General features: G+C 68.8%; 22 protein-coding genes. 12 read left to right on the plus strand and 10 right to left on the minus strand.

Translation table 11 applies throughout. The features are described 5' to 3' along the window. The first annotated feature begins 29 nt into the window (after window positions 1-29). Window positions 30-518, plus strand: coding sequence for a methylated-DNA--[protein]-cysteine S-methyltransferase (locus SALPAC6_RS0119045; RefSeq protein WP_018254946.1), 489 nt, complete (start codon window positions 30-32; stop codon window positions 516-518). Here SALPAC6_RS0119045 and SALPAC6_RS0119050 read toward each other — a convergent pair. The 3 genes from SALPAC6_RS0119050 to SALPAC6_RS0119060 all read right to left on the minus strand — a co-directional run bounded on the left by SALPAC6_RS0119050 (window position 515) and on the right by SALPAC6_RS0119060 (window position 1,984). Then, the gene (locus SALPAC6_RS0119050) at window positions 515-748 is read right to left on the minus strand and encodes a DUF397 domain-containing protein (protein ID WP_018254947.1); all 234 of its coding nucleotides are present in this window, start codon (window positions 746-748) and stop codon (window positions 515-517) included. The two genes, SALPAC6_RS0119045 and SALPAC6_RS0119050, sit on opposite strands and share 4 nt — an antisense overlap. Window positions 749-888: 140 nt before the next feature. Beyond that, window positions 889-1,122: a DUF397 domain-containing protein gene (locus tag SALPAC6_RS0119055; RefSeq protein ID WP_018254948.1), complete on the minus strand. Its 234-nt coding sequence runs from the start codon at window positions 1,120-1,122 to the stop codon at window positions 889-891. A 7-nt stretch (window positions 1,123-1,129) separates the two neighbouring features. Then, window positions 1,130-1,984: a helix-turn-helix domain-containing protein gene (locus SALPAC6_RS0119060; protein WP_018254949.1), complete on the minus strand. Its 855-nt coding sequence runs from the start codon at window positions 1,982-1,984 to the stop codon at window positions 1,130-1,132. Window positions 1,985-2,405: 421 nt separating this feature from the next. Between SALPAC6_RS0119060 and SALPAC6_RS0119065 the strand changes: the two genes are divergently transcribed. From SALPAC6_RS0119065 to SALPAC6_RS0119075, 3 genes are all read left to right on the plus strand, one after another. Beyond that, entirely contained in the window at window positions 2,406-2,711 is a 306-nt protein-coding gene (locus SALPAC6_RS0119065) for a hypothetical protein (RefSeq protein WP_026189844.1), read from the plus strand. Then, entirely contained in the window at window positions 2,711-2,974 is a 264-nt protein-coding gene (locus SALPAC6_RS0119070; protein ID WP_018254951.1) for a hypothetical protein, read from the plus strand. Before SALPAC6_RS0119065 ends, SALPAC6_RS0119070 begins: the two co-directional genes overlap by 1 nt. 502 nt (window positions 2,975-3,476) lie before the next feature. Further along, window positions 3,477-4,088: a hypothetical protein gene (locus SALPAC6_RS0119075; protein ID WP_018254952.1), complete on the plus strand. Its 612-nt coding sequence runs from the start codon at window positions 3,477-3,479 to the stop codon at window positions 4,086-4,088. Window positions 4,089-4,203: 115 nt separating this feature from the next. On the opposite strand, the gene SALPAC6_RS0119080 is transcribed toward SALPAC6_RS0119075, so the two are convergent. From SALPAC6_RS0119080 to SALPAC6_RS0119090, 3 genes are all read right to left on the minus strand, one after another. Beyond that, the gene (locus SALPAC6_RS0119080; RefSeq protein WP_026189845.1) at window positions 4,204-5,103 is read right to left on the minus strand and encodes a hypothetical protein; all 900 of its coding nucleotides are present in this window, start codon (window positions 5,101-5,103) and stop codon (window positions 4,204-4,206) included. 128 nt (window positions 5,104-5,231) lie between these two features. After that, window positions 5,232-6,311: an inositol-3-phosphate synthase gene (locus SALPAC6_RS0119085; RefSeq protein WP_018254954.1), complete on the minus strand. Its 1,080-nt coding sequence runs from the start codon at window positions 6,309-6,311 to the stop codon at window positions 5,232-5,234. A gap of 23 nt (window positions 6,312-6,334) precedes the next feature. After that, window positions 6,335-6,970: a PadR family transcriptional regulator gene (locus SALPAC6_RS0119090; protein WP_018254955.1), complete on the minus strand. Its 636-nt coding sequence runs from the start codon at window positions 6,968-6,970 to the stop codon at window positions 6,335-6,337. A 172-nt stretch (window positions 6,971-7,142) separates the two neighbouring features. Between SALPAC6_RS0119090 and SALPAC6_RS0119095 the strand changes: the two genes are divergently transcribed. Continuing rightward, complete coding sequence (locus SALPAC6_RS0119095) at window positions 7,143-7,598, plus strand: DUF5318 domain-containing protein (RefSeq protein ID WP_018254956.1); 456 nt, start codon at window positions 7,143-7,145, stop codon at window positions 7,596-7,598. Window positions 7,599-7,734: 136 nt separating this feature from the next. On the opposite strand, the gene SALPAC6_RS30395 is transcribed toward SALPAC6_RS0119095, so the two are convergent. Further along, window positions 7,735-8,427: a hypothetical protein gene (locus SALPAC6_RS30395; RefSeq protein ID WP_026189846.1), complete on the minus strand. Its 693-nt coding sequence runs from the start codon at window positions 8,425-8,427 to the stop codon at window positions 7,735-7,737. Between SALPAC6_RS30395 and SALPAC6_RS0119105 the strand changes: the two genes are divergently transcribed. Both SALPAC6_RS0119105 and SALPAC6_RS0119110 read left to right on the plus strand, forming a co-directional pair. Then, on the plus strand, window positions 8,396-10,681 hold the full coding sequence (locus tag SALPAC6_RS0119105) for a transglycosylase domain-containing protein (RefSeq protein ID WP_223874248.1): 2,286 nt from the start codon (window positions 8,396-8,398) through the stop codon (window positions 10,679-10,681). The genes SALPAC6_RS30395 and SALPAC6_RS0119105 overlap by 32 nt on opposite strands. A gap of 87 nt (window positions 10,682-10,768) precedes the next feature. Next, window positions 10,769-12,247 carry a glycosyltransferase family 87 protein gene (locus SALPAC6_RS0119110; RefSeq protein WP_018254957.1) on the plus strand — a complete coding sequence of 493 codons (1,479 nt, stop codon included), beginning with the start codon at window positions 10,769-10,771 and terminating at the stop codon, window positions 12,245-12,247. Between the two features lie 15 nt (window positions 12,248-12,262). On the opposite strand, the gene SALPAC6_RS0119115 is transcribed toward SALPAC6_RS0119110, so the two are convergent. Continuing rightward, window positions 12,263-14,242: a hypothetical protein gene (locus SALPAC6_RS0119115; protein WP_018254958.1), complete on the minus strand. Its 1,980-nt coding sequence runs from the start codon at window positions 14,240-14,242 to the stop codon at window positions 12,263-12,265. Next, window positions 14,239-15,030, minus strand: coding sequence for a deoxyribonuclease IV (locus tag SALPAC6_RS0119120; RefSeq protein WP_018254959.1), 792 nt, complete (start codon window positions 15,028-15,030; stop codon window positions 14,239-14,241). The genes SALPAC6_RS0119115 and SALPAC6_RS0119120 overlap by 4 nt, the downstream gene beginning before the upstream one ends. A 534-nt stretch (window positions 15,031-15,564) precedes the next feature. Between SALPAC6_RS0119120 and rpsF the strand changes: the two genes are divergently transcribed. The 5 genes from rpsF to dnaB all read left to right on the plus strand — a co-directional run bounded on the left by rpsF (window position 15,565) and on the right by dnaB (window position 19,041). Further along, on the plus strand, window positions 15,565-15,855 hold the full coding sequence (gene rpsF, locus SALPAC6_RS0119125; RefSeq protein ID WP_025618049.1) for a 30S ribosomal protein S6: 291 nt from the start codon (window positions 15,565-15,567) through the stop codon (window positions 15,853-15,855). A gap of 91 nt (window positions 15,856-15,946) precedes the next feature. After that, window positions 15,947-16,474 carry a single-stranded DNA-binding protein gene (locus SALPAC6_RS0119130; protein WP_018733076.1) on the plus strand — a complete coding sequence of 176 codons (528 nt, stop codon included), beginning with the start codon at window positions 15,947-15,949 and terminating at the stop codon, window positions 16,472-16,474. A gap of 41 nt (window positions 16,475-16,515) precedes the next feature. Beyond that, window positions 16,516-16,755: a 30S ribosomal protein S18 gene (rpsR, locus tag SALPAC6_RS0119135; protein ID WP_007073789.1), complete on the plus strand. Its 240-nt coding sequence runs from the start codon at window positions 16,516-16,518 to the stop codon at window positions 16,753-16,755. A gap of 14 nt (window positions 16,756-16,769) precedes the next feature. After that, window positions 16,770-17,216, plus strand: coding sequence for a 50S ribosomal protein L9 (gene rplI, locus SALPAC6_RS0119140; protein ID WP_018254960.1), 447 nt, complete (start codon window positions 16,770-16,772; stop codon window positions 17,214-17,216). Window positions 17,217-17,634: 418 nt separating this feature from the next. Beyond that, a complete protein-coding gene (dnaB, locus tag SALPAC6_RS0119145) occupies window positions 17,635-19,041 on the plus strand; it encodes a replicative DNA helicase (protein WP_018254961.1) in 1,407 nt (468 codons plus the stop codon). Window positions 19,042-19,167: 126 nt separating this feature from the next. Here the strand turns inward: dnaB and SALPAC6_RS0119150 are convergent, their stop codons facing one another. Then, complete coding sequence (locus SALPAC6_RS0119150; protein ID WP_026189848.1) at window positions 19,168-19,551, minus strand: TFIIB-type zinc ribbon-containing protein; 384 nt, start codon at window positions 19,549-19,551, stop codon at window positions 19,168-19,170. Window positions 19,552-19,569: the final 18 nt, after the last annotated feature.

Genomic DNA, 19,569 nt, shown 5'->3' on the forward strand with positions numbered 1-19,569 from the left:
TTGTCGTACCGGCGAAGGAGAATAGGCGGATGCGCTGGACCGTGCTCGACTCGCCGATCGGCGAGTTCTCCCTGGCCACCGACGGTGAGAGCGTGTGCGGAGCGCACTTCGCGCGGGTCACCGAGGCCGCCGACGAACCGGCCGACGACCTCTCGGCCCGCGCCGTGGCCGAGTTGCGGGCCTACTTCGCCGGCGAGCTGACCGCCTTCACCGTGCCGGTGCGAATCCCCCGGGGTTCGGAGTTCGAGCGGGCGGTGTGGCGGGAGATGACCGCCATTGACTACGGGGAGACGCTCACCTACGGCGAGGTGGCCCGGCGGCTCGGCGACGCCTCGGCGGCGCGTGCGGTCGGCGTGGCGTGCAACCGGAACCCGGTGCCGGTGATCGTGCCCTGCCACCGGATCGTCGGCTCCGGCGGCAAACTGGTCGGCTTCGGTGGCGGGCTCGACCGGAAGGTGAAGCTGTTGGAGCTGGAGGCCGGTGTGGCCCTTCGGCGAAGCTGGTCGGCGGCGGGTTAGCCGGTCAGGGTGCCGGACCGTAGGCCGGTGAGGAAGTCGGTCCAGCAGGTGGCGGAGAAGCCGAGGACCGGGCCGGAGCGGTCCTTGCTGTCGCGTACGGCGACCCGCCTGCTCCCATCGAGCACCGGCCCCGCCTCGACACAGTCACCGCCGCCACTGCCGCTGCGGGTGCTGATGTGCCAGGCGACCCTGCTCGGCTCGATCGGGTGGACCCAGGTCTTCGCCGCCATGCTCACTCCAGACGTGCTTTCAGATCAAAGAGGAACCGCTGCACGGCCCCATTGCGCAGCCCTGCTACGGGTAGTGCTCTGCGAGTAGGACCCGAAGCTTGCGGCGAGGCCCTTCGGCGTAGGTGGTCGGCGGCGGGGGGTTAGCCGGTCAGGGTGCCGGACCGTAGGCCGGTGAGGAAGTCGGTCCAGCTGGTGGCGGAGAAGCCGAGGACCGGGCCGGAGCGGTCCTTGCTGTCGCGTACGGCGACCCGCCTGCTCCCATCGAGCACCGGCCCCGCCTCGACACAGTTGCCGCCACCGTTGCCGCTGCGGGTGCTGACTCGCCAATCAACCGGTGCCAGGTTCACCGGTCTGGTCGTGTCCGTCGCCACCATTGCCAACTCACTCCAGACGCGCCTCGAGATCGAAGAGAAGTCGCTGCACGGCACCGTTGCGCAGTGCCATGGTGCGGAGACGATCGTACCGCTGGAAGAGTGAATCGGCCTTGTTCCCCCCGACCACGACGATGCCGACAGCGGTGGAGATGCAGCCAGTTGGCGGGTAGGGCCGCTGCATTCGGAACGCGTCGAAGGCGCCGTCCGGACTGGCATGCGCGCCAGCCGTTGCTGGTAACACCATGATCTCCACGTTTGGCCAGGTGGAAACGCTTCGCAGGTGGGCGAGTTGACCGCGCATGACGTCGGGATTGCCGACGGTCCGGCGTAACACGCCCTCCTCGATGATCGTTGAGAAGGCGACCGGCTGATCTTGCTCCAGCTGGCGCTGTCGGCTCATCCGTAGCTCGACGTACCGGTTGATCTGGTCTTCGCTGGCTCCGTCGTCCTCGGCCCGGATGACGGCCTCGGCGTACTCCCTTGTCTGGATCAGGCCGGGGAGGACACTGACCTGAAACGAGTAGATCCGGGTGGCCCGGCTTTCCAGCCAGACCCAGTCGATCAGCGTGCCGGCGACGTTCGGCGTGAATCCATCCCACCAGCCCTTCTGCCAGGCGTCCTGAGCCATTGTCTTGAGGTCGTCGCGCCGTCGCGGATCGTCGATGCCGCAGAGGTCGAGGTATGCCAGGACCTCCGGAACGCGGGGCGGGATGAGCCCTGACTCCATGCGACTTACCGTGGACGGGTTTCGATTCAGGTAGTCGCCTACCTCCTTGAGGGTCAGCCGTGCCTGCTCCCGCATGCCTCGTAGCTGATGGCCGATCCACTGTGCTCGGAGTGTCACCGCCTGCTCGGTAGCCATCGCTACTCCCGCCCTCGACTAGATTCAGGATGAACGACGAAACATTGAAATGCAAGCTTGCGTCGATGCAAGAGCTGATGCGTGCTCAGTAGTAATAGCGACACGACGAGTGAGTTGAAGAGCGGGTCGGGGTGGGCTCTGGTTTGGCGGCCGGCCCACCCCGACCCGGGAACGAGCCGTGGGAGACATCGCGATAGATCGCGTCCCGAAGACCGACTCAGTGACTGTCTACCATGCCGTACCCCTGTGCCGGCAGCCCGCCGGTCCCGGGCCGATGCGTGCCTCCCCGGCTTCCGACCGTCCGGTGTTCTTCGATGCCGGACCAGGCCGGGCGTGCATCTGGTCCCACGCCGTCGCGATCGGTCGCGGCTGCTAACTCCGCTGCGACCTGTGCGCGCCCCAACGGAAGGGTGCCAACGGCATGGCTGTCCATCAGAGCAGGGCGCGAGCGGAAACGCTGGCCGCGCACGAGATGCTCGCCGCGCACGTCCTCGATTCGGAGAGCCAACTCTGCCGGGTCTGTCTGGCTGTCGCACCGTGCTCACCGGCCAACGCGGCGGCGAACCGGCTGGTCGAGCTGGGCCTCCCGGTTCTCGAACCAGTGCTGCCGCCGCAACGCCGTGACGCGCTGCGGCGTTGGTTCGCCCCACACTGGCGAGGTCGACCACGTACGGCACCGCTGCTCACCTGGGCCTGGCGTAGGCGGTTCGGGTTGGTGGTGGACTGATGCGGCTCAGCTTCGATCCGGAGAAGCCGCCGGAGGACCCGCCGGCCGAGTGTGTGTCGCCGACCGTTTGGCGGCTGAGCTACCGGCTGTACCGCAGCCACCAACTCACCGATCCCGGCCGCTGCACCTGTGGCGACCCTTTTCCGTGCTCGGCTCGCCGCCTCGTGGAGCGCGGCTTCTTGGCGGCGCTCGGCGTGAACACTGAAGTGAGTCGTCCGAGCGATCTGCTTGACCGACTCACCCAGGAGGAGAGGTGGCGCTGAGGTGCCGACCACTCATACCTCCGAGCGGACAATGCATAGATAGCCGGACAATAGAATTATTGTCTCCCAATCTTCCAGATAGGCCGAGAAACGCCCGTCGTTGGTCGAGTCGGCAAGATCCCGCCAAACGCCAGCCGGCCGAGGGGCGGGCCGGAGGTAGCGCGTTGCGGTCGCTGCCTTCTGAACGCTGGGCAGGCCTTATGTCCGGTGCAGACCTGTTTGGGGTGTGGTCGGGGGCATGGCGGTGGCGGAATCTCGGCGGGGGTCGGGGCGTTACACCATGCGTACGACCGAGGAAGTGCCCCGCCGTCAGCGGGGTCGGCCGCCGGGAATGATGGTGGCCGGCCGGTCGTTACATCTGGACCCGGCGCCGTGCGTGTCCCGCGAGACCCGCGGTCGCCGACCTTTCCCCTGGTTCTTTGAGCGCCAGACGGTGCTTGCACCCCGCTCCCGACCCCCTTCGGGTGCGTGTGGGTGTCGACCCCCGAATGGAGCATTCCCCATGAACACGATTCTGCGTCGTAGCGCACTTGGTATTGCTGGTCTGGCCTTCGGTGCTGGTGTGATGGCCGGCCCTCAGGCCTTCGACACCACCACCGCTACCACCCCCACCCCCGCCACGTCGGCGGACGTGACCGCCTCGGCGGCTGCGGCGCCGGCGAAGAAGCCGGACATGGCCACGCTGATCCCGCACGGCACCCAGGGTGAGCAGTCCCGCATCGACCTGGGCGACGAGCAGGTGTCGAACGTGAAGGCCATCATCGAGGCCACCAAGGCCGCCGGGATGGACGAGCGGGCCGCCGTGGTCGCGATCGCCACCAGTTTGCAGGAGTCGAAGCTGGAGAACCTGGGCCACCTGGGCGCGCGTAACGACCACGACTCGCAGGGCCTGTTCCAGCAGCGCCCGTCGTCCGGGTGGGGCACGGTGGAGCAGATCACCGACCCGGCCTACTCCACCACCGCCTTCCTCAACGGCCTCAAGCAGGTCGAGGGCTGGCAGGACATGCCCCTGACCGAAGCCGTGCAGACGGTGCAGGTGTCGGCATTCCCGTTCCACTACGCCCAGTGGGAGACCCAGGCCGCCGACCTCGTCGCCGAACACTGGACCAGCTAACCCACCCACACCACCACACATATCTGACCCGCAAGGGGGAACACGTTGTTGGCCGGCACCCGGTTCGGGTGCCGGCCAACGGCTGTCTCTGGAAGGTGCGCTGCGCGGGTGGGCGTCAGTGGGAACTGTCGGTGGCGGTCCTCTCGCGGCGCCCGGCTCGAGTCAGGCCGACGGTGAGCAGCGCGTACGCGGTCAATTCGATGGCGGCGGCCAGTGCGGGGAGCGGGGCCACCATCAGCGCCGGTGGCGCGACGGCGAACGACCTGACCACGGCGGAGTTCCGCCCGGCATCGAGCGGCAGGGCTACCGCGGCCAGCGCCAGGTCCACCTGTGGCAGGGCGGCGACGGCGAGGAGCGCGGCACCTCCGGCGGCGATCGCCCGACCCCGCCGGAACAGTACGGCGGTGAGACAGATCGCGGCCAACCCGAGTACGAGTGGCGCCAGCAGCACCGAGCCGGCGCTGAACACGGTCGCCGAGACCGGGTCGGTCGAAGCGGAAGTCGACTGCTCCCGCGCGAACAGGTCGAGGGCGATCTCGCCGAGCCGGACGGCTGGATAGGCCGTAAACAGCAGAGTGGCAAGTATGGTGCCCACGACGACCGGCCCGCGTCGCGGGGCCGGCTGGTGATGAGCGACCGGCCAGCGGCGTCCGGCGTCGAGCAGCAGCAGGGAAACAGCCAGGGCTGCCCAGGTCAGGGCGAGACCGTCGGTGAGCATGACCGGTGACGGGGAGTGGCCGTCGGGCGCGACGGCCAGCCGCTGCAGGTCACCGCCGCCGTTGATATCGGCCGGAGCGGTGCGGTACGCCTCCACAACGAGCACGAGGAGTGCGGCCGGTACGACCCAGCGGGGCTTCGGCAGCTCACCGAGCAGTGCGTAGGCCCCGAGCGCCAGCAGGGCCCAGACCTCCGCGTGGCGCAGCGGGGGATCGCCAAACAGGACGCCGAGGATGTGGGTGGCGGCCAGTACGGCCGCCGTGCCGAGCAGCAGTGGTCGTAGGCGCACCGCCGTCATGCTGCCAGGAGCGGTGGTGCTGCGCTGCCCCGTGCCGGGGACACCGTATGCGTCGCTGCCGGGGACTCGGTACACGGCGCCGAGGGGGTGGGGCCACCGGCCCCACCCCCTCGCGGTACGTCAGAACGTCAGCGCGCGATCTCGCCGGCGATGAACTCCTCGACGGCGGCGTGCGCGTCGGCGTCGGCGTACTGCACCGGCGGGGACTTCATGAAGTATGACGACGCCGACAGGATCGGGCCGCCGATCTTCCGGTCCAGGGCGATCTTCGCGGCCCGGACCGCGTCGATGATGACGCCGGCGGAGTTCGGCGAGTCCCACACCTCGAGCTTCAGCTCCGCGTTGAGCGGGGTGTCGCCGAAGGAGCGGCCCTCCAGGCGGATGTAGGCCCACTTGCGGTCGTCCAGCCACGGCACGTGGTCCGACGGGCCGATGTGCACGTCGCTCTTGGCCATCTCGTGCGGCACCTGGGAGGTGACCGACTGGGTCTTCGAGATCTTCTTGGAGACCAGGCGGTTGCGCTCCAGCATGTTCATGAAGTCCATGTTGCCGCCGAAGTTGAGCTGGTACGTGCGCAGCAGCTCGACGCCGCGGTCCTCGAACAGCTTCGCGAGGGCGCGGTGCACGATGGTGGCGCCGACCTGGCTCTTGATGTCGTCACCGACGATCGGCAGGCCCGCGTCCTCGAACTTCTTCGCCCAGACCGGGTCGGAGGCGATGAAGACCGGGAGGGCGTTGACGAAGGCGCAGCCGGCCTCGATCGCGGCCTGGGCGTAGAACTTGCCGGCCTCCTCGGAGCCCACCGGCAGGTAGGCCACGACCACGTCGACCTTGGCCGCGCGCAGCGTCTCGGCCACGTCCACCGGCTGGGTGTCCGACTCCTCGATGATCTCGCGGTAGTACTGGCCGAGACCGTCGAACGTCGGGCCGCGCTGCACGGTCACCCCGGTCGGGGGCACGTCGCACAGCTTGATGGTGTTGTTCTCGCTGGCGACGATCGCCTCGGCGAGGTCCATGCCCACCTTCTTGGCGTCCACATCGAACGCCGCGACGAACTCCACGTCCGAGACGTGGTAGTCGCCGAAGGTGACGTGCATGAGACCCGGGACGCGGTCGTTCGGGTCGGCGTTCCGGTAGTACTCCACGCCCTGTACGAGGGACGAGGCGCAGTTACCCACACCGACGATGGCGACGCGGACGGAGCCCATAGCGTCTGCCTCCTTCTCCTTCATCACGGCCGCTCTTCCCTGGACTCGCCAGGCGGAGGCGGGCTGTTGTCTTCTGGTCGACCGCCGGCCGCCCCGGTGGTCGGGGCTGTCGGGGCACGGCCGGAGCGCTCGTTGGCGATGAGCTCCTCCAGCCAGCGGACCTCACGCTCACAGGCCTCCAGGCCGTGGCGCTGCAGTTCCATGGTGTACGCGTCGAGCCGCTCGGCGGCGCGACCAAGCACGTCGCGGAGCCCTTCGCGGCGCTCCTCGATCTTGCGGCGGCGACCCTCCAGGATGCGAAGTCGGGTTGCCTGGTCGGTGCGGGCGAAGAACGCGAAGTGCACACCGAAACCGGTGTCGTCATACGTCTCTGGCCCGGCTTGGGCGATGAGTTGGGCGAACCGCTCCTTGCCCTCCGCGGTGATCTCATAGACCACGCGGCCTCGTCTGCTGGTCAGCGCGGGAACATCCGAGGCGGTGGTTGTCTCGTTGGCCTCGGTGATCCACCCTGCCGCCTGTAGGCGGCGCAGGGTCGGGTAGAGAGTTCCGTAGCTGATGGCCGCCCGGATGGCGCCGAGTTTCGCGGTCAGCTCCTTACGCAGCTCGTAACCGTGCATCGGAGCCTCCTGCAGGAGACCGAGGATGGCGAATTCAAGCACTGCCATCCTCCTTACCCTGCTCATCCGAGCACTAACCACGACGATGTATCGGACCGATACATCGTCACGCTAGCGGATCGCCGCAGGTGGGGCAAACCCCGCACCGCCGTGTCTCGATTACAGGTAGTTACCCCGGTCGCCGGCTGGGGCGCCGCCGCGTACTCTCGTGCTCATGCGTACGCAGCGCCAGGTGGTCGACTACTCGCTCCGGAAGCGGGCGGCGCTGCGGGACCTTCGGGCCAACCGGGTCGGCCCGGATGACCTCTGCGATGCGTCGCCCTACCTGAAGAACGCGGCCCGGTTCCACGGCGAGCCGACCGACGAACGGTGCCCGATCTGTCGGAGTGAGAACCTGACGCGCGTGCACTACATTTACGGCGACGAACTCCGACAGTCCGCCGGTCAGGCCCGGAGGCTGGTGGAATTGCCCGCACTGGCGATGACGCTGCGTGAGTTTCAGGTCTTCGTGGTAGAAGTGTGCCTCGGCTGCGGCTGGAACCACCTCATCGAGCAGTATCTGCTCGGGCGGGACGGGCTGGCGGCGAACGGGCCGGAGCAGGTCGCAGTGGGCGGGGTGCCCACCACGGATGCCCCGGACAGGCAACGGAGGCGAGAGGCGCAACGGTGACGTCAGCACGATTGGTCGATTCGGCCCAGTGGGCCGTCCCCCAGACCGGTCGACGGCCTGATGGTCCGATTAGCCCTCTTGGTTGGCAAATAGGCACTTTTGTGCGACGGAACGTCGCGCTACCTGGTGCCACAACTCACGGCAAACCGGTGGTGGCGCGGCAGCGCTCCACCGCGACCGGCAGGGTGTGAAGAATGAACTCGTACGGCGACCCCAGCCCCTCGCGCGGGCGGGCCCAGATACCGGGCCAGCACGGCGTCCCCGGACGGGCCGACGACGCGTACCGTGCCCCCGACGGCGCGGCGCGCGGCCAGTCGGCCGCACCGGAGGGAACAGCGGGCCGTGCCTCGGTGACACCCCGGCGGGGCGCCTCCAGCGGCCGGGCCTCGGTTGGTGGCTCCGCGTCCGTCCCCTCCCAGAGCACCGCCGGCTCGGCCTCGGTCGGTCGGGCAGGTCGCGCCTCGGTGCCGGCACCCGGTGCGCCGGGTCGCGCCTCGGTGCCGGCGCCATCCGCGCCCGGCCGCGCCTCCGTGCCGGTATCCCCGGCGCCGGGCGGCCCCGCCGGGCGCGCAAGCGTCGGCGCTGCGAGCGGCTCGGCCTCGGTTGGCTCGGCGTCCGCGGGGCGGGCCCGAGCCGGCGCAGCGGCCGGGGGCCGGGCCTCGGTGGCGCGGGCCAGTGTCGCGTCGGCCGCCGGTGGTCCCGGTGGCCCGGGCGGCCCCGGTGGGTCGGGCCGATCCCGAAACGGTGGTCGTGACCCGAACGCCGTCGCGCGGGCGAAGAAGCGGAAGCGGGCGAACATGGTGATCGCCTCGTTCGCGGTCCTCATCATGTTCGCCGGCCTGGGCGTCGTCGGCTTCACCTACTTCTCCACCAACGTCGTCCTGCCCGACGAGATCCCACTTCCGCAGTCGACGACGGTCTACACGAGCGACGGCAAGGGCTTGGTTGCGAAGCTCGGCAACGAGAACCGGACGCTGGTCACGATCAGCCAGATGCCGCAGCACGTGCGCGACGCGGTCGCCGCGGCCGAGGACCGGAACTTCTACCGGCACTCGGGCGTCGACTACAAGGGCATCGCCCGGGCCGCCTGGAACAACTTCACCGGTGGCGACCGGCAGGGTGCGTCCACGATCACGCAGCAGTACGCGCGTAACGCCTACGAGAGCCTTGAGGACGATACCTATGCCCGAAAGGTGCGGGAGGCGATCTTCGCCTCCAAGCTGAACGACAAGTTCAGCAAGGACGAGATCATGGAGAACTACCTCAACGTTATCTACTTCGGCCGTGGCGCCTACGGGGTCGAGGCCGCGGCGCAGACCTTCTTCGGTAAGCCCGCCAGCAAGTTGACCGTCGGCGAGGGCGCCGTGCTGGCCGGGCTCATCAAACAGCCGGAGAAGACCGCCACCCACAACGGGTACGACCCGGCTACCAGCCCGGACGACGCGAAGTCACGATGGGACTACGTCCTCGACGGCATGGTGGCCGAGGGCTGGCTCGACGCGGCGGAGCGGCCGACCGAGTATCCGGAGGTGAAGCCGCCGGCCGAGGGGGGCAACGGCTTCGGTGTGGCGACCCCCCGCGGCAACGTCATCAACTATGTGCGGGCGGAGATGGAGCAGTGGGGGCTCTGCACCAACACGGGGGCCGAGGGTAGGCCGTCCTGCTTTGACGAGCTGCGCATGGGTGGTTACCGGATCACCACGACGATCGACGACAAGATGCAGACCGCGATGGAGAATGCGGCCCGGGCGGAGGCGAAGGGCTCGCCCCTCAACGGCGAGCCGGACAACCTGCAGGCCGCCGGGGTCGCCGTGGACCCCAAGACCGGCCGGGTGCTCGCCTACTACGGTGGGGAGAGTGGCGCCAATACCGACTACGCCGGTATGAACACCGACGAGAACGGCACTCTCTACGGCGGCCATCCGCCCGCCTCGTCCTTCAAGGTCTACACGCTGGCGGCGGCCATCGAGGCCGGCATCTCCGTCAACTCGCGGTGGGACGCCACGCCCTTCACGCCGGAGGGCTACGACAACCGCATCTACAACGCGGGCCGAAATGCGACGTGTCGCAACTCCTGCACGCTGGACGAGTCGACGGTCGAGTCGTACAACGTTCCGTTCTTCCACGTGGCGGAGCAGATCGGCCCGGACAAGGTGGTCGGCATGGCCCGGCAGGCGGGCATCACCACCATGTGGAACGAGAGTAAGGAGACGGTCCACAACCTGTTGGCGGAGAAGCCGGAGGACCTGGCGCCGGAGCACTTCGACCGGGTGGTGGGCTATGGCCAGTACCCGATCACCGTCCTGGACCACGCGAACGGGCTCGCGACGCTGGCGAACGACGGCGTCTTCCACCAAGCGCACTTCGTCCTCAAGGTCGAGCAGAAGGACGAGGATACCGGCGAGTGGAAGGTCGTCCGCGGGACCGGCGAGAAGCTGGACGGGCAGCAACGGATCCGCAAGCAGGTCACCGATGAGGTAACCGGGGTCCTGAAGCAGATCCCGAACAAAGGCGCCCTCTCCGGGGGGCGGGAGGCGGCCGGGAAGACCGGCACCTGGGAGCTGGACGGGACCGCATATAACTCGAACGCCTGGATGGTCGGCTACGACGACAACCTGGCGACCGCGATCTGGATCGGCAGCCGGTATCGCGATGAGAGCCCCGCGATCAAGTATGAGAGCGGCAAAGACATCGGCGGCAGTAGCATGCCGGCGGATGTGTGGAAAAAGTTCATGAACGAGGCGCTGAAAGACGCGCCCAAGTCTGACCTGCCGAGCATCACCGGAGTCGGGGACGACACGGTCGGTAACGGCGAGCCGCCGGAACCGGAGGAGCCGGACTGCGGAGCGCTCGGCCTGTTCTGCGACGACAACGACGACAACGACGGCAACAACAACGGCGGCAATAACGGCGGCAACAACGGCAACGACGGCAACAACAACGGCGGCAACAACGGCAACGACGGCAACAACAACGGCGGTGGCAACGGCAACGACGGCAACGACAACGGCGGTGGCAACGATGGGGATATCGGATTCCCGCCACCGCAGAACGGAGGCCCCGAACGACCCGGGCGGGACTAGCCAGCCCGGCCGTGCGGGTAAGGGCCAACTGTCCCAACGCCCTCCAGGTACACGACGGCAACGCGGATCTAGTGCAGGATGCACGTCATGAAGACGCAGACGACGGGTGGGATGGACAACGCCGCCGCACCGGACCACCCGTCCCGCTCCGACGGCTTCGTCCGTGGCGTCTCCGGCCTGATCGGGGGCCCGTTGGGCGACCACGCCACCGCGCTGGACCGGCCGGTCGGCGGGGAGCGTCGGTTCTGGACCGCGGTGCGGATCGTCCTGGCCCTGGTCTGCCTGACGTTGGCCCTGCACTGGGTGCAGAAGTCGCCTTGCCAGGATGGCGCCTGGACGAACAACGTCCAGTACACCCGCTTCTGCTACACCGACGTGCTCGCCCTCTACTACGCCGAAGGGCTCAACGAGGGCAAGGTTCCCTACCGGGACCACCCGGTGGAATATCCGGTACTCACCGGCTACTTCATGGGTGCCCTCGGCCTGCCGGTGCACGCACTCGGCAGCGCGGACCCCGGCCTGAACCAGGCCCAGTGGTTCTACAACCTGAACGCGCTGGTGCTCGGGGCGCTGGCGGTGGCCACCGTCGCGGTGATCCTGGCGCTACGGCGTCGACGACCCTGGGACGCGGCACTCTTCGCGCTCGCCCCCGCGCTGCTGCTCACCGCCACCGTCAACTGGGACTTTCTCGCCATCGGGCTGGCCGCGTTCGGCCTGTTCGCCTGGGCACGCCGCAAACCCGCGCTGGCCGGCCTGCTACTCGGCCTGGGCGGGGCCGCGAAGCTCTGGCCGCTCTTCCTCTTCTGGCCGATCCTGCTGCTGGCCATTCGGAGTAGCCGGCTGCGGGCCGCGCTCACCGCGATCGGTACGGGTGCGGTGGCGCTGGTCCTGGTGAACCTCCCCGCTGTGCTGACCAACCCCACCAACTGGGGACGCTTCCTGGAGCTCAACACGGAACGGCCGATCGACTGGGGCACCCTCTGGTATATCGGCCGCTACCTCGACGGCAAGATCGGCGAGCCCGGTGCCGGCCCGTTCGAGTGGCTGAGCAACAACATTCCGGTGCTGAACAACCTGGCGTACGCGCTGTTCTTCCTGGCCTGCCTCGGTATCGCCGTGCTGGCCCTGCGGGCCCCGCGCCGGCCGCGCCTCGCCCAGCTCGCCTTCCTCGTGGTCGCCGCCTTCCTGATCTTCAGCAAGGTCTGGTCGCAGCAGTTCGTGCTCTGGCTGCTGCCCCTCGCCGTGCTCGCCCGCCCCAGGTGGGGTGCCTTCCTGGCCTGGCAACTCGCCGAGGTCGGCTACTTCCTGGCCTTCTACGGCGAACTGCTGGGCACCTCCACCGGCACGCCGGTCTTTCCCGAAGGCGTCTTCGTGCTGGCCGCCACGTTCCGGCTGACCACCGTCGTGGTGCTCTGCGCGCTGGTCATCCGGGAGATCCTCCGTCCGGAGCAGGACGCGGTACGGGCCAGATACCCCGACGACCCGGATGCCGGGGTGATCGACGGCGCGCCGGACGCTCCCTGGGTGGCCAGACAGCGAGCGTCCACGGTCGTCTACCGCCAGTGACCGGATCTCGCGCGGTCACAGGCGGTAGACGACCACGTCGCCGATCTCCTCCCGGGTGATGCCGAGCGCGTCAACCGGTGCGTCGATGCTGAACTCCCACGGCGTGCCGGCCACCTGATTCCGAGGGATCAGGACGTTGCGAACGCCCAGGGTGCGCAGGTAGTCGACGCTGGCCTGGTCGGGGAACGTGACCGTTACCCGACGTACCTCCCCGAGCAGGGTCGGGGTGAAGCCACTCCCACCGTTGACGATGTCCTGGAAGTGGGTGGTCGACCAGAGCATGACCGGCTGGTCATGACCCTGGTCGCTCGGCAGCACCAGCAGCGGGCCGTCCACCGTGCGCATCGCCGCGGGTTGCACCGGGACGACCGGGTGCGGCGTGCGGTTCAGCCCCTCGACGGTCACCAACAGCAGCGGTAGCAGCGTGGCCAACCGCAGCCACGGGCTCGGCCAGGAAGGGATCCGCGCGGCGGAGATCTTCCGGACCCGCCCGGCGAAGGCGCTCACCGCGCCGGCCGCGAGCAGCCCGAGCAGCAGCGTTGCCCAGAGCATCAGTCGGCCCGGCGTACGCAGGCCGTTCCAGCCGGGTAGGTGCTCGAAGAGCGGCACGAAGGTGTACTGCCCGTCGAAAAGTGCGGTGCCCATCGCCAGCACCATGCTGACCACGACGCCCGCCAGCAGCAGGAGCCGGTGCCGGACCCGCCACACCGAGAAGAAGAGGCCACCCAGGGCGAGTGCGTAGAGCACGTAACCGGGCAGCAACGTCATCTCCGGCTGCCAGGGCAGCGTTGCCCGAGCCCCCTCGTGGAGGTCACCCCAGATCCGTGACTCGGCCGGCGCGGTGAGGAAGCCCCGCGCGGGTGGGGAGAACCAGGCGAGGTCGGCGGCGGTCCGCTCCGCCTGCGGATGCAGCTCGGCGACGGTGAAGTAGGGGAGCGCGAGGAGCCCGCCGACCGCGGCGAAGATCAGCCCGCCGACCACGTCGGCGGTGAACAGCCGTCGACCGAAGGGGCGTCGCACCGGGCGGACGACCCAGCGCCGCAGGAACCAGGTCAGCGTGGCGACCAGCCCGATCCCGGCGAGGACGTACGCGAACGGCAGTCCGATGCCGAAGCCGAGGCTCAGCTGCCAGGCGGCGACCAGCCAGCCGGCGTAGACCCAACCGACCCGTCGCTTCTCGGGTCGGTAGCCGTGTCGCAGTGACCAGCCGTGTCCCCGGGCGAGCATCGCCAGCGCCAGCGGGATGCCACCGTTGGAGACGACGTGCAGGTGCCCGGCCTGGGCGAGCAGCCAGGGTGCGTACGTGTAGGTCACTCCGGCGACCGCGGCGCCGATCCGGCCCGACCCCAACTGCCGCGCCAGCGCGTACGCCCCGAACGTGGCGAGGGCGTGGGCCAGCACAAACATGATGTTGTATCGGAGCAGGGCCGCTTCGGGGCCGGTCCCGATCATCCCTGCTGGGGCGTACCCCAGCAGGGTGTCAGAGAAGGCGAAGCTCCACCGTTCCGGGAAGAACGCGTTGGAGTGCAACAGCCGGCCCGGGTCGGTCAACAGCGCGTGCCCGGACCAGGCCATCTGCCACGCCTGCAGGCTCGGATCCCAGTAGTCCTGGGGCAGGGTGTAGCGGGGGTAGCGCAGCGTCGGCCAGGTCATCGCGACGGCCAGGGCCAGCGACCCGAGCGCCGCGAGTGTCCACTCGTGCGCCAGGAACCGGCCGACGGCGCGGGTTGCCCGGCCCACGCGGGTCGGCACCGGCGGCGGAGCGGGGCCGAAGGACGCGAACGGGTCCGGCTTCTCCTTGTCGTCCTTCCCGCTCTTGTCGTCCTTCTTGGCGGTGCTCTCGGTGCCGGCGGTCGTGGAGCCGTCCGTGGGTGACCTGGCGTCACCCGGGTCGGTTTCGCGCTTGTCCATGTCGGTCGTGGGCTTTCGGTCGCCGGCGGTGCTGGCCGCCTCGGGATTCGGTGGCGGTGTGCCGTCGGAGCGTCCGGCGGTCATGCGGTCGGGGCCGGCACGCCGAGCTGCTCCCGGAGGAAGGTGATGTCGGCTGCCTGGCCGTCCGCCCCGCCCGGTGTCTCGACCACCACCGGGGCGCCCGCCGCGCGGATCACCGCCACCACCTGCTCCGGGTCGATCGTGCCGCCGGTCAGGTTGTCGTGTCGGTCCTGGCCCGAGTTGAAGGCACCCTTGGAGTTGTTGGCGTGGATCAGGTCGATCCGCCCGGTGATCGCCTTGATCCGGTCGACCAGCCCGAGCAACTCCTCACCGCCCGCGTAGGCGTGGCAGGTGTCCAGGCAGAAGCCCACCTCGTGGTCGCCGATCGTGTCCCAGAGGCGGGCGAGCGCGTCCAGCCGGCGGGCGCAGGCGTTCGTCCCGCCGGCGGTGTTCTCGATCAGCACCGGTATGCCGAAGCCGCCGGACTCCGCCGCGTAGGCGAAGGCCTTGCGCCAGTTGTCGAACCCGGTGGCGAGGTCGTCGCCCGCGTTGACGTGGCCCCCGTGCACGATCAGACCGCGGGCTCCGACAGCAGCGGCGGCGCGGGCGTGCGCGAGCAGGAGTTTACGGCTGGGGATTCGGATGCGGTTGTTCAACGTGGCCAGGTTGATCACGTACGGCGCGTGCACGTAGAGGTCCACCTCGGCGCTGCGCAGCCGGTCGGCGTCCGCCCGCGGCTTCGGTGCCTTCCAGCCCTGCGGGTCGGAGAGGAAGAACTGCACGGTGTCGGCGGCTCTTGCGGTCGCCTCCGCCAGTGGGTCGGACGAATCGACGTGGGCTCCGATACGCATGCGGGGAGCCTACGTCGAGTTCACCGACCGACGGCGACCGCAGTGCGGCGACGCGCGTAACCGGAGTGGTCAGAGGTGCGTCACCGTAGCGATCAGTGGTCGTTGAACGAGATGGGATGGACGGTTCTGCAGCCTTGGATTAGTAGATTGTCTGAGATTTACCAAATTCTCCGACAAGTCCTGCACATCAGGGATATGGTCGAGAAACAACATGAAGAAGCCCCGCGGGGTGTCGCCGGTCCAACCTCATCGGTGTGGTCGTTCCTCCCCAGGTCCCACCCAAGGAATGCGGACGCGACACCCCGCGGTCTCTGGTCACGGGGGGCCCAGCCAGGACATCGATGTCCTGGCTGGGCCCCCCGTGAACCATGTCCGGCGGCGCTTCCACCGCCGCGGGCATGATCCTTCGGACCGGGTATCCTGGTCCGGTTGTCCACGTCCGGCCGGGTCCCCCCGTTCCGGAGTGGGCCACGACGCACGACCTCCTGCCACGGAAGGACCGTGGCCGCCTAGCCCATAGGAGGTGAGCACGTCTTGCGTCATTACGAGATCATGGTGATCCTCGACTCCAGCCTTGAGGAGCGCACCGTCGCCCCGTCGCTCGACACGTACCTGAACGTGATTCGGACTGCGGGTGGCTCGGTCGAGAAGACCGATGTGTGGGGCCGTCGGCGCCTCGCGTACGAGATCAACAAGAAGACCGAGGGGATCTACGCCGTCATCGACCTGCAGGCGACGCCAGCAGCGGTGGCCGAGCTGGACCGTCAGCTGCGGCTCAACGAGTCGGTGCTGCGTACCAAGGTTATTCGGCCGGAAGTGCGCTGAGGCGCACCCCGACCACCCGACCCCGACACCCCCGGATCAGCCTCGTCGGCATTGTCGGACGGCTCTGTCAGCCTGTACGGCGAGACGATGAGTGCGCGAGGAGATGGTCATGGCAGGAGAAACCATCATCACGGTCATCGGCAATCTGACCGATGACCCCGAGTTGCGATTCACCCCCTCCGGTGCGGCGGTCGCCAAGTTCCGGGTCGCCTCGACGCCCCGGTTCTTCGACAAGTCGTCCAGCGAGTGGAAGGACGGCGAGCCGCTGTTCCTCTCGTGCACCGTGTGGCGGCAGGCCGCCGAGCACGTCGCGGAGTCGCTGCAGCGCGGCACCCGCGTGATCGTGTCCGGTCGGCTGCGGCAGCGGTCGTACGAGACCCGCGAGGGTGAGAAGCGCACGGTTATCGAGCTGGAGGTCGACGAGATCGGCCCGTCGCTGCGCTACGCCACGGCGAAGGTGCAGAAGATGTCCCGCTCGGGCGGTGGTGGTTTTGGCGGCGGTGGTGGCCAGGGCGGCGGAGGCAACTTCGACGACCCGTGGGCCTCGGCCGCTCCTGCCCCTGCTCCCTCGCGTGGCGGGTCCGGCGGTGGCAACTTCGACGAGGAGCCTCCGTTCTGATGGCGCCGAGCGCCCGCAATCGCAAACCAGGAGCAAGGTCAATGGCCAAGGCTGCGGCACTTCGCAAGCCGAAGAAGAAAGTGAACCCGCTTGATAAGGACGGGATCACCTATATCGATTACAAGGACACTGCGCTGCTGCGCAAGTTCATCTCCGACCGCGGCAAGATCCGTGCCCGGCGAGTGACTGGCGTGACCTCGCAGCAGCAGCGGCAGATCGCCCGTGCGGTCAAGAACGCCCGCGAGATGGCGCTCTTGCCGTACACGGCGACGGCTCGCTGAGAGGAGGCGCCGACATGAAGATCATCCTGACCCAGGAGGTATCCGGCCTCGGTGCCCCGGGGGACATCGTGGAGGTCAAGAACGGCTACGGCCGTAACTACCTGCTGCCGCAGGGCTTCGCGATCGCCTGGACCAAGGGTGCGGAGAAGCAGGTCACGCTCATCAAGCGGGCCCGGTCGGCCCGCGAGATTCGTGACCTCGGCCACGCCAACGAGGTCAAGGGCCAGCTCGAAGGGCTGAAGGTGGCCCTGAAGGCCCGCGCTGGCGAGGGCGGCCGGCTCTTCGGTTCGGTTACCGCGAACGAGATCGTCGCGGCCGTCAAGGCCGCTGGCGGCCCGACGCTGGACCGTCGCCGGCTTGAGCTGCCCGGGCAGATCAAGTCGCTCGGCTCCTACCCGGTGCGGATCAAGCTGCACCCCGAGGTGACCGCCGCGTTCGACCTGAGCGTCGTTCAGGGCTGACACCCCACCCGCACCATCGGTCGGGCCCGCGCCGTACACGGCGCGGGCCCGACCTGTGTCCGGGCGCGACCTGTATCCGGACGGGCGCGATCCGGCCGTCGGTGGTCGGCAAGGTAGCTTCCCGGTTTCTTTTTATCCACAGGGTGTGGATGCCATCGTTCCAGCTCAGCCCGGTGTCGGAGGGAAGCTCTCCACAGTTATCCACAGGCATGTGCACAAGCTGCACACATGCCTACCCCCTGCTATCCACAGGTTGTCCCGAGACTCGTCCACCGCTGCTGTTGAGGCACCCTCCTGGTCTTCCGTATGGTTGCCACCCGACCCGCCGCACGATGGCCCCCGATCGCCCTGCGGGTCGAGAAGGCCGTGACTCCGCGGTGAAGCTGGGACGATGAGTTGACGGTGTGAAGGGGGAGCCGTGTCGGTCGCCGACGAGATGCCAGCCGAACCGCGTGCTGGCGGGCCGACATCGGTGCCGGTGCAGCGGGACGGCCAGTTCGAGAAGACCCCACCGCAGGACATCGCCGCCGAGCAGTGCGTGCTGGGCGGGATGCTCCTCTCCAAGGACGCGATCGCCGACGTCGTCGAGATTCTCAAGAGCAACGACTTCTACCGACCGGTCCACGCCACCGTCTTCGACACGATTCTCGAGATCTACGGCCGGGGCGAGCCCGCTGACTCGATCACGGTCGCGGCGGCCCTGGCCGACTCCGGTGACCTGGTCCGCATCGGGGGCGCACCATACCTGCATACCCTGATCGCCAGCGTGCCCACCGCGGCCAACGCCGCCTACTACGCCCGGATCGTCAGCGAGCGGGCCGTGCTCCGGCGGCTGGTCGAGGCCGGCACCAGGATCGTGCAGCTCGGTTTCGGCACCGCCGCCAGCGGCAGCCGGGACGTGGATGACGTCGTTGACCTCGCCCAGCAGGCCGTCTACGACGTCACCGAGCGGCGGGTCAGCGAGGACTTCGCGATCCTCGCCGACATGCTCCAGCCCACGCTCGACGAGATCGAGGCGGTTGGCGCCCAGCACGGCATGATGACCGGCGTTCCCACCGGCTTCACCGACCTCGACCGCCTCCTCAACGGCCTGCAGGCCGGCCAGCTCATCATCGTCGCCGGGCGGCCCGGCCTGGGGAAGTCCACGGCGAGCATGGACTTCGCGCGGAATGCCGCGATTCGCGCCAACCAGGCTTCGGCGATCTTCTCGCTGGAGATGAGCAAGGTCGAGATCGTCATGCGACTTCTCTCGGCCGAGGCCCGGGTGCCCCTGCACGTGCTGCGCAGCGGGCAGCTCTCCGACGACGACTGGACGAAGCTCGCCCGCTGTATGGGCGAGATCAGCGAGGCGCCGCTCTTCGTGGACGACACGCCGAGCATGAACCTGATGGAGATCCGGGCCAAGGCGCGGCGTCTCAAACAGCGACACGACCTGAAGCTCATCGTCGTCGACTACCTCCAGCTGATGACCTCGCCGAAGCGTACGGAGAGCCGGCAGCAGGAGGTCGCCGACCTGTCCCGTGGCCTCAAGCTTCTCGCGAAGGAGGTCGAGTGCCCGGTCATCGCGGTCAGCCAGCTAAACCGTGGCCCCGAACAGCGGACCGACAAGCGGCCCCAGCTCTCCGACCTGCGGGAGTCCGGCTCCATCGAGCAGGACGCCGACGTCGTCATCCTGCTGCACCGCGACGACTACTACGACAAGGAGTCGCCGCGGGCCGGGGAGGCGGACTTCGTCGTGGCCAAGCACCGGAACGGGCCGACCGACACGGTGACGGTGGCAGCGCAGCTCCACCTGTCGCGCTTCGTGGACATGGCGATCGTGTGAGTCGACCCCGGCGACCGGGTGAGTGGAGCTGCGATCGGGTGAGCCAGCCGGCTGACCGCTGAGCGTCCGGAAGGTCCCGCCCCGCGCTGCCGCGGTGGGTTCCTTCCGGACGCGCCGGAGCGGCGCTCAGCCGAGCAGGTCGCCCAGGAAGCCCTTGTGCCGCTTCCGCCGGTAGTGCCCGTGGTAGCCGTAGTGCTGGCCGTGGCTGCCGTAGGCCGGGGCCGGAGCCGGGGGGTAGCCGTGCGCGGGCGGCGGTGGGGGCGGCACGGTGCCGTAGCCGGGCTGCTGCGGCGGAGGCGGGGGCGGCGGGTATCCGCCGGGCTGGCTGGGCTGGGCGGGTGCCGGAGCGGCCTGCTGCCGGTTCCAGTTAGCCTCCGCCTCGAACAGCTTCTCCAACTCGCCGCGGTCGAGGAAGATCCCCCGGCACTCGCTGCACTGATCGATGACGACGCCACTGCGCTCGTACTGGCGCATCTCGCCGTGACACTTGGGACAGGTGAGGCTCATCATCCGACCGTACCTGGTTGA

It is taken from the genome of Salinispora mooreana (assembly GCF_000379065.1).
Lineage (GTDB): Bacteria > Actinomycetota > Actinomycetes > Mycobacteriales > Micromonosporaceae > Micromonospora > Micromonospora mooreana.